The organism is Flavobacterium sp., from assembly GCF_024305175.1.
GTDB lineage: Bacteria > Bacteroidota > Bacteroidia > Flavobacteriales > Flavobacteriaceae > Flavobacterium.
Window position 1 is genome coordinate 1 of sequence record NZ_JAMWYY010000092.1, and the last position, 8,796, is coordinate 8,796.

Consider the following 8,796-nt stretch of genomic DNA (forward strand, 5'->3'; position numbering starts at 1 on the left):
TCCCTACCGACTTTTCAGGAAAATTTTATTTATAATTAAAAAAAGTGAGAGATGTGCTTAAATATCAATATAAATAGCTTTATCACAATACTTAACATTACTTAATAACGTATAATTTACAAATTAAGTACTTAAAGCATAATCAACTTTTATAATTATCTTTGCACACTAATTAGTAAAAGCCAATAACTGATATTCTATAATAAATGATAATTAACGAAGATAAGAAAGACGAAATAGGCGAAAACCACGTAGCCACAAGCGCCGAAACACCACTAAGGCCTGATGCCTTTGAACTGACAGACGAAGAAAAAATAGAGTCTATAAAAAAAGATGTAGAAAGAATACTTTATACATTAGGAATGGACCTTACTGACGACAGCCTTAAAGGCACACCCAACCGTGTAGCTAAAATGTTTGTAAAAGAAATTTTCGGAGGGCTGAACCCGGAGCGTAAACCCGGCTCTTCAACTTTTGAGAATAAATACAAATATGGAGAAATGCTGGTAGAGAAAAATATCACCATATATTCTACCTGCGAGCACCACCTGCTCCCTATTGTGGGGCGTGCACACGTGGCATACATATCTAACGGTACCGTTGTGGGACTCTCTAAAATGAACCGCATAGTAGATTTTTATGCCAAAAGGCCACAGGTGCAGGAAAGGCTTACCATACAAATAGTGGAAGAACTTAAAAAAGTACTTAATACAGAAGATGTAGCCTGTGTGATTGATGCCAAGCACCTGTGCGTTAATTCGCGCGGGATTCGCGATATTGAAAGCAGCACTGTTACATCTGAATTTGGCGGAAGGTTTAAAGAAGAAAATGTGCGCAGGGAATTTTTAGATTATATTAAGCTCGATACACAGTTTTAATATATATTGCAAACCATAATATTATTACGCTAAAAATGCACTTATACCAGGAACAAACCTTAAAGATTTATAACTCCTTGAGCGGAGAGAAAGAACTTTTTAAACCTATACATGCCGGTAATGTGGGTATGTATGTTTGCGGCCCTACGGTATACAGCAACGTACACTTAGGCAACTGCCGCACCTTTATTTCTTTCGATCTTGTTTTCAGGTATCTTAAACATTTAGGATATAAGGTGCGTTATGTGCGTAATATTACCGATGTTGGACATATTGAGGATGATGCCGACGAAGGCGAAGATAAAATTGCTAAGAAAGCAAGGCTCGAAAAAGTAGAGCCTATGGAAATTGTACAGCAGTACAGTGTAGATTTCCACCAGATAATGGAACTTTTTAACACACTGCCACCAAGCATAGAGCCTACTGCAACAGGGCACATTATAGAGCAAATTGAAACCATTAAGGGTATACTGGATAACGGTTATGCTTATGTATCTGAAGGTTCGGTATATTTTGATGTGGTTAAGTTTAATGAAAAACACAATTACGGAAAGCTGAGCGGACGCAATATTGAGGATATGATAGCCAATACGCGCGACCTTTCAGGACAATCTGAAAAAAGGAATCCGCAGGATTTCGCCTTATGGAAAAAAGCAGAGCCACAACATATAATGCGCTGGCCTTCTCCATGGGGCGACGGTTTCCCGGGTTGGCATTTAGAGTGCACCAGCATGAGTACTAAATACCTGGGTAATCATTTTGATATACACGGTGGCGGTATGGACCTTAAGTTTCCGCATCACGAATGCGAAATTGCACAAAACGAAGCCTGCACCGGGCAGACACCCGTTAACTACTGGATGCATGCCAACATGCTCACGCTTAACGGTAAAAAAATGTCGAAGTCAACCGGAAATAATATCCTGCCAAGAGAAATATTTTCGGGCAATAATTCCGTTTTAAGTAAATCATTTACACCATCGGTAGCGCGTTTCTTTATATTGCAGGCACACTATCGCAGCATACTCGATTTCAGCAATGATGCTATCCTTGCCGCAGAAAAAGGGTTCAACAGGCTTATGGAAGCAATAGATAACTTATCCGGTATAAAAACATCAGGTACATCATCTGTTGATATTAACGGTTGGAGGCAGCAATGCTATGATGCCATGAATGATGACTTTAACAGCCCTATACTTATAGCACAGCTTTTTGAGGGGGTACGTTACATAAACCTGCTGAAAGACGGTAAGGAAACTATTACCACAGCCGATCTTGACCTGCTTACCAAGACCATGAACGGTTTTATATTTGATGTGCTCGGCCTTAAAAATGAAACCGAAACAAATACTACAAACGACAGGCTGGAAGGTGTGGTTAACATGCTTATAGGCATGCGTAATGAAGCAAGGGCAAATAAAGATTTTGCGCTGTCTGACCAGATACGTGACAGGCTTAAAGACATTGGCATAGAGCTTAAAGACACAAAAGAGGGTACAACCTTTTCTGTAGCATAACGGTATGAAAGCAGGAAAGCTTGCCATATTGCCGTTTGTGGCGCTGGTGCGCTTTTACCAGTGGGGCATATCGCCTTTCCTGCCTTCTGCATGCCGCTACTCCCCTACCTGCTCGCAATACATGATAGAGGCACTAAAAACCCACGGCCTGTTTAAAGGCTTATGGCTGGGCACTAAGCGCATTGCAAGCTGTAACCCCTGGGGTGGCAGCGGTTACGACCCTGTGCCGCCAAAGGGATGCAGCCATAAACATTAATATTTTTTGTTAGGCTTGTAGGCTGCATTTCGTTATTTTTACGCCAACTAATAAAACTGCACTATGGCACATGCTTTAAGCTTTACCTGGAATCCCAGCGAAGGGCTCGACCTTGGCTTTATAATGGTACGCTATTACAGCCTTATGTTCGTGGTAGCCTTTGGCCTCGGATGGTTCATAATGAAAAAAATATTTGAACGCGAAGGCGAATCGATAGAGAAGCTGGATAAGCTTTTTATCTATACGCTTGTAGCCACACTGCTTGGCGCACGGCTTGGGCACGTGTTTTTTTATGACTGGGATTATTTTAGCCAGCATCCTGAAGAAATATTACTGCCCTTTAAATTTAAGCCTGAATTTGAATTTACCGGTTTTGCAGGGCTTGCCAGCCATGGCGCTGCAATAGGTATTATACTGGCAATGATATGGTACAGCAGAAAGATTATTCACAGGCCGTTGCTATGGGTGTTAGACAGGGTAGTGATACCTGTAACCAGTGGTGGTATCTTTGTCAGGCTTGGCAACTTTTTTAATTCTGAAATATTAGGTGAGCCTGTAAGCAGCCCGGAGAATGTTCCTACTGCTGTTAGGTTTATCCGCGGTGAGGACAATTTAAACAAATATGATGTAACTAAAATTACCGGTGTAAAGGATTATAACCAGGCTTATGAGCTGATTGAGAAAGACCCGAGGTTTGCCGATTATCTGGCCGCTATACCTTACCGCCACCCCGCACAGTTATATGAAGCAGCCGGTTACGTTATAGTTTTCGCGGTTATATACTACATGTATTGGAAAACCGATGCACGCAAAAAGCATGGACTTATATTTGGTGTGTTCTTAGTATTGCTGTGGACAGTGCGCTTCCTTGCAGAGTTTGTAAAGCAGAGCCAGGGAGGGTTTGAAGGCGATAACCCGATATTGCTTACAGGGCAATGGCTCAGTATCCCTTTTATACTTGCCGGATTTTACCTTATGTTTACCGCCAAGAACAGAACTGAAACCTTATAAAAGCAAAAAACCGCCATCAGGCGGTTTTTTTATGCTTATTCGGTAAGTTTAAAGTTGTAGATTATCTTGCCAACCTGTTTATCCGGCGCATCCGGGTCAGGTTCCCAAGTGGTTCTCATCGCTGCCTGTTTTGCCTGGTCTAAAAGACAGCTTACAGAATTAGTAGTACCTCTTACACCTGCATTAGCATCTATAACTTTACCATTTCTGTCAACAAAAATCTGAACTACTACAACACCCTGTTCGTTACAGGTATATTTTGGCTGAGGCTTTGCTAAAGCACTCCTGTTTCCGAGCTGATAGTTTCCGCTTCCTGTACCGGTTCCTCCACCGCCATTTCCGTAACTGCCATTAAGCGTACCGTCAACTCTTCCCTTGTCTCCTGCCTGGTTATCGTTACCCTGTCCCCCGATTGCCTTGCCATCGCTCTTAGGCCCGTTTATAAGGCTGTTAAGCGCGTCAGATGTACTTTTAGATGGTGTGGGTGCCGGTTCGGGTTTTGGTTTAACAGGCTTATCCTCTTTCGGTTTTTCTTTAGGCTTTTCATTAGTTATCACCGGTGCATCGGTTACATCCTGTGTCACCACTTCGTCCTGCACAGGTGTTGGGTCGGCAGAAGACTGCGAAGGCTGCGGTGCAGAAGCTATCGGCTCTGTTGGTTGCACATCGCCCATGCCAAAATCACTTGTACCAAAATTAATAGCAATGCCATTTTCCGGTGGCGGATCCATATAGGTTAAGCCTAAAAAAAAGCATAGCAGCAACAGCACTGCAAATATTGCTGCTGTTATTGCAAATGCCTTTTTGTTTTTTTCTTTGTCCCCCTCAGGCTCTCTGTATATTCTTTGAACACGTTGTCCCATAACATGTCTATTTAGGATTAACGGCCAGTACTATCTTATATTGGTTCCTGTTGGCAATATCCATTACCGTAACGGCTTTTTCTATCGGCACCCCCTGCTCCACCCGCAGTACGATGGCTTTATCTTCGGCTCCTGCCATTATACCCGAAAGCTGTGCTTCAAGGTTTTCTTCGGCAACAGGATCCTGGTCTATAAAATACTCCAGCTCTTTGGTAATATTTACCGATACATTCTGGTTATTCTCGGTCTTGCCTTTTGCCTTTGGCAGGTTTAGGTCAAGCGCATTGGTAGTAACCATGGTAGAGGTTAACATGAAAAATATCAACAACAGGAATACGATATCCGTCATCGACGACATGTTAAACTCCGGTGTTACCTTGTTTCTGCTCCTGAATTTCATAATTATACCGGGTCATTTAGCAGGTCGAGGAATTCTACGGCTGTAGCCTCCATCTGGTTAACAATCTTATCTGTTTTAACTACAAGGTGATTATAGCCAATATAGGCAAATACACCCACTATAAGCCCCACTACTGTAGTAGTCATGGCGGTATAGATACCACCGGCTAACAGGTCTATCTGTATCTGGCCTCCGCCTTTTTCTATTTCAAAGAATACAAGTATCATACCAACCACGGTACCCAGGAACCCAATCATAGGCCCTGCCCCCGAAATGGTTGCCAGTATACTTACATTCTTCTCCAAATTATAAATTTCAAGCTTACCGGCATTTTCTATAGCCGTGTTAATATCTTCAAGGGGTTTGCCTATACGCGAAATGCCTTTTTCTACAAGACGCGATACAGGTGTGTTAGTATGCTGGCACAACAGCTTGGCGCTGTCAAAGCGCCTGTGGGTTATATGGTCCCTAATCTGGTTCATAAACCCTTTATCTATCTTAGAGGCTTCCTTTAATGCCATAGTACGCTCTATGTACAGGTAAATGGCAACAAACAGCAGCAATGCCAGTATAATCATGATAATGTTACCTGCAAGCCCGCCACTGGTTAACAATTCCCATACAGACAATGATTTTGCAACAGGCTCCTGCCCTTCCAACAGGGCTTCATTAGCAACTGCCAGGCTATCGGCATCTTGAATGTTCAGCATAGAAAAAAATTCTTTTGGTTATGTTTTAAAAATTAACGCTAATATAGTTTAAAAATTGCTTTTACCGCCTGCAAACATTAGATAATAGCGTTAATATATAACAAAAAACCTGCCTGAAAATCCAGGCAGGTTTTATATGTTTTAGTATATGTACTGTTAAGCTTCTGTAACAGGCTCAGCATGCTGCTCCTCTATCTTGGCTTTTTCTTTATCAGAAACTGTATCTACCACTATTGGTGTAGCAATAAACAATGATGAATATGTACCTACAAATATACCTATCAGCATCGCGAATATAAATCCGCGGATAGACTCACCACCAAATATAAACATGATAAGCAATACGAATATCACGGTAAGCGATGTATTTATTGTCCTTGATATGGTAGTGTTAATTGATTTATTAACCACTTCAGCATAGGTACCCGGCATTTTACCTGCCACAAACTCACGTATCCTGTCAAACACAATAACGGTATCGTTAAGCGAGTAACCAATTACTGTAAGGATAGCAGCTATAAAGTGCTGGTTCATTTCCATCTGGAAAGGTGCAATGGTATAGAATGCAGAGTAAATACCCAATACTATAATAACGTCGTGCGCTACTGCAGCTACTGCACCAAGGCTGTACTGCCATTTGCGGAAACTTATCATCAGGTATAAGAATACTATTGCAAGGGAGCCGATAACTGCCCAGTATGAGTTTGTTTTAATATCATCTGCAATGGTAGGGCCAACTTTAACAGCCTGCATTATACCCAGTTCCTTACCTTCGTAAGTATTAACAAAATCGTCGTAGCTAATATTGTTTGAGTAGTATTTTTTAAGGTTATCATACATAATAGTATTAACCTCTTTATCTACTTCAACACCCGACTCATCAACTTTATATTTGGTTGTTATCCTTAACTGGTTATCGTCACCAAATACTTTTGCATCCACACCGCTTTCAAAAGCTGCTGTAAGGTCGTTCCTTACATCATCTGTAGATACAGGCTTATCAAATCTTACCTGGAAAGTGCGTCCGCCCACAAAGTCGATACCCTGGTCAAGTCCGTTTGTGAATAATGATATAAGGCTACCTGCAACAAGAATACCTGAAATTGCATAAGCAATTTTCTTTTTGCCAAGAAAGTTAAAGTTAAAATTCCTGAACCAGTTTTTAGAAAGGGTAGTATCAAAAGTAAGATTTGTGTTTTTACCCATATCAAGCAGCATCCTTGTTATGAATATTGCGGTAAACAATGAAGTTATAATACCTATAAGCAATGTCGTTGCAAAACCTTTTACAGGGCCTGTACCAAATACAAGCAGTACCAAACCTGTAAGGAATGTGGTTACGTTAGCATCTGTAATAGCCGACATGGCACCTTTCCAGCTAAATGCTATCTTAATAGCCTCATCTATTGTCCTGCCAAATCGTAGTTCTTCTTTTGCACGTTCATAAATAATAATGTTGGCATCTACGGCAGTACCCATAGTAAGTACTATACCTGCAATACCCGGTAACGTAAGTACCGCACCTATACTGGCAAGGAAACCGAAAAGGAATAAAAGGTTAACTACAAGCGCAATGTTGGCATACCAGCCCGCTTTGCCGTAGTATATTATCATCCAAAGCGAGATAAGCAATAAACCAACAAGTGCTGATGTGATACCTGAATCAATAGCTTCCTGGCCTAATGACGGCCCTACAACCTCTGACTGTACAACATCTGCAGATGCAGGAAGTTTACCTGCCCTTAATATGTTTGCTAAGTCTTTCGTTTCTTCTATATCAAAAGAACCTGTAATTTGAGAACGTCCGCCTGAAATAGCGCCATCTGTAACGCCCGGTGCAGAATACACCACATCGTCAAGAACAATAGCTATATTGCCCTGATCAGAAAATGCCTTGCCTGTAAGGGCTTCCCAGTCGCGTGCTCCTTTACCGTTCATCTGCATTTCTACCGATGGGCGGCCCATCTGGTCAAATACGTCCGAAGCATTCGTAATAACGTTACCACTTAGTGGAGGTGTATTTTCGCGGTTTCCTTTAAGCGCATAAAGCTCAAGCCTGCCTTCTAGCCTATCATCCTGCTTGCCCCATACAAATTTAGCATAACGCTGGTCTCCCTGTAGTAAAGAACGGATATCGTTCCTGTTTAACCATGAGTTAACCTTTGCAGTATCGGCTGCTGTTGCATAACCAATAACAGGGCCTCCTTGGCCGGGAATAAGTTTTTCAAAAAGAGGATTGTTACCTTTTACTGCCGCAGCAGAATCATTGGCTTTATCTGTTAAAAGTGTATCTATGGCAGAAACCGGAGCTTCTTCTTTAGTATTTACTTCTGCAGCTTTTTCAGTAGTTTTTAAAGTCTCGTTTGCAGCAAGCAGGAAGTTCTGAAGGTCAGTTATTTTATAAGTCTCCCAAAACTCAAGTTGTGCTGTACTTTGTAAAAGTTTCTGTACACGGTCTATATCCTTTGCCCCCGGTAGCTCTACAAGAATCCTTCCTGATTCGCCAAGCTTCTGGATGTTTGGCTGAACAACGCCAAATTTATCTATACGCTCAGAAAGTACGCGGAAAGCGCTGTCTATAGATTCACTAACTTTTCTTTTTATAACGGCTTTAACCTCTTCGTTGGTCATGTTGATGTTAACATCATCACCCATTATCCTGTTGGTAAACAACTCCGGAGAAGCAAGCTTTACATTGCCTTTGGACTCATTTTCAAAAGCAATAAAAAAAGCTTCAAGGTAATCCTGATTACCCTGCTTTTCGGTAGTAGCCCTGTCAAGCGCCCTGTTAAGTACAGGATTATCAGAGTTATTAGCAAGCCCTTTAATAATATCTTTTACTGATATTTCAAGCGTTACGTTAATACCGCCTTCAAGGTCAAGGCCTTTGTTTATTTGCTTGTCCCTTACTTCATCATAAGTAAAGCCGAGGTAAACTGTCGAATCCTTCATCATGTTCAGGTATTCTACCTCCTTTTTAGTATCGCCGTTGGCATATTCTTTCGCGTCGTCCTCAATGTTGCCTGCAACGAACGTAAAAGAAAGCTGGTAGATACATGCTATCGCAAATATTATTGCGAAAAATTTAATGAGTCCCTTATTCTGCATTAGTACTAAAAATTAATTATTCCTTTTTTTAAAAACGAGCAAATATATAACTG

8 protein-coding genes are annotated in these 8,796 nt (G+C 41.4%); 4 read left to right on the forward strand and 4 right to left on the reverse strand.

Annotated features, from left to right (window positions below; all coding sequences use genetic code 11):
• Nucleotides 1–206: 206 nt before the first annotated feature.
• The 4 genes from folE to lgt all read left to right on the forward strand — a co-directional run bounded on the left by folE (nt 207) and on the right by lgt (nt 3,662).
• The gene (folE, locus tag Q0K96_RS14560; RefSeq protein ID WP_297334711.1) at nt 207–878 is read left to right on the forward strand and encodes a GTP cyclohydrolase I FolE; all 672 of its coding nucleotides are present in this window, start codon (nt 207–209) and stop codon (nt 876–878) included.
• A gap of 35 nt (nt 879–913) precedes the next feature.
• Nucleotides 914–2,395 carry a cysteine--tRNA ligase gene (gene cysS / locus Q0K96_RS14565; RefSeq protein ID WP_297334712.1) on the forward strand — a complete coding sequence of 494 codons (1,482 nt, stop codon included), beginning with the start codon at nt 914–916 and terminating at the stop codon, nt 2,393–2,395.
• 4 nt (nt 2,396–2,399) lie between these two features.
• Nucleotides 2,400–2,651, forward strand: coding sequence for a membrane protein insertion efficiency factor YidD (gene yidD / locus Q0K96_RS14570; protein ID WP_297334713.1), 252 nt, complete (start codon nt 2,400–2,402; stop codon nt 2,649–2,651).
• A gap of 63 nt (nt 2,652–2,714) precedes the next feature.
• Complete coding sequence (lgt, locus tag Q0K96_RS14575; protein ID WP_297334714.1) at nt 2,715–3,662, forward strand: prolipoprotein diacylglyceryl transferase; 948 nt, start codon at nt 2,715–2,717, stop codon at nt 3,660–3,662.
• A gap of 35 nt (nt 3,663–3,697) precedes the next feature.
• On the opposite strand, the gene Q0K96_RS14580 is transcribed toward lgt, so the two are convergent.
• The 4 genes from Q0K96_RS14580 to secDF all read right to left on the reverse strand — a co-directional run bounded on the left by Q0K96_RS14580 (nt 3,698) and on the right by secDF (nt 8,743).
• A complete protein-coding gene (locus Q0K96_RS14580; RefSeq protein ID WP_297334715.1) occupies nt 3,698–4,525 on the reverse strand; it encodes an energy transducer TonB in 828 nt (275 codons plus the stop codon).
• 7 nt (nt 4,526–4,532) lie between these two features.
• Nucleotides 4,533–4,925, reverse strand: coding sequence for a biopolymer transporter ExbD (locus Q0K96_RS14585; RefSeq protein WP_297334716.1), 393 nt, complete (start codon nt 4,923–4,925; stop codon nt 4,533–4,535).
• Between the two features lie 2 nt (nt 4,926–4,927).
• Complete coding sequence (locus tag Q0K96_RS14590) at nt 4,928–5,635, reverse strand: MotA/TolQ/ExbB proton channel family protein (RefSeq protein WP_297334717.1); 708 nt, start codon at nt 5,633–5,635, stop codon at nt 4,928–4,930.
• A gap of 156 nt (nt 5,636–5,791) precedes the next feature.
• Complete coding sequence (secDF, locus tag Q0K96_RS14595) at nt 5,792–8,743, reverse strand: protein translocase subunit SecDF (RefSeq protein ID WP_297334718.1); 2,952 nt, start codon at nt 8,741–8,743, stop codon at nt 5,792–5,794.
• Between the last annotated feature and the right edge of the window lie 53 nt (nt 8,744–8,796).

Coding starts and splice junctions, on each gene's coding strand:
- folE (WP_297334711.1), top strand. CDS start 207: ATGATAATTAACGAAGATAAGAAAGACGAAATAGGCGAAAACCACGTA.
- cysS (WP_297334712.1), top strand. CDS start 914: ATGCACTTATACCAGGAACAAACCTTAAAGATTTATAACTCCTTGAGC.
- yidD (WP_297334713.1), top strand. CDS start 2,400: ATGAAAGCAGGAAAGCTTGCCATATTGCCGTTTGTGGCGCTGGTGCGC.
- lgt (WP_297334714.1), top strand. CDS start 2,715: ATGGCACATGCTTTAAGCTTTACCTGGAATCCCAGCGAAGGGCTCGAC.
- Q0K96_RS14580 (WP_297334715.1), bottom strand. CDS start 4,525: ATGGGACAACGTGTTCAAAGAATATACAGAGAGCCTGAGGGGGACAAA.
- Q0K96_RS14585 (WP_297334716.1), bottom strand. CDS start 4,925: ATGAAATTCAGGAGCAGAAACAAGGTAACACCGGAGTTTAACATGTCG.
- Q0K96_RS14590 (WP_297334717.1), bottom strand. CDS start 5,635: ATGCTGAACATTCAAGATGCCGATAGCCTGGCAGTTGCTAATGAAGCC.
- secDF (WP_297334718.1), bottom strand. CDS start 8,743: ATGCAGAATAAGGGACTCATTAAATTTTTCGCAATAATATTTGCGATA.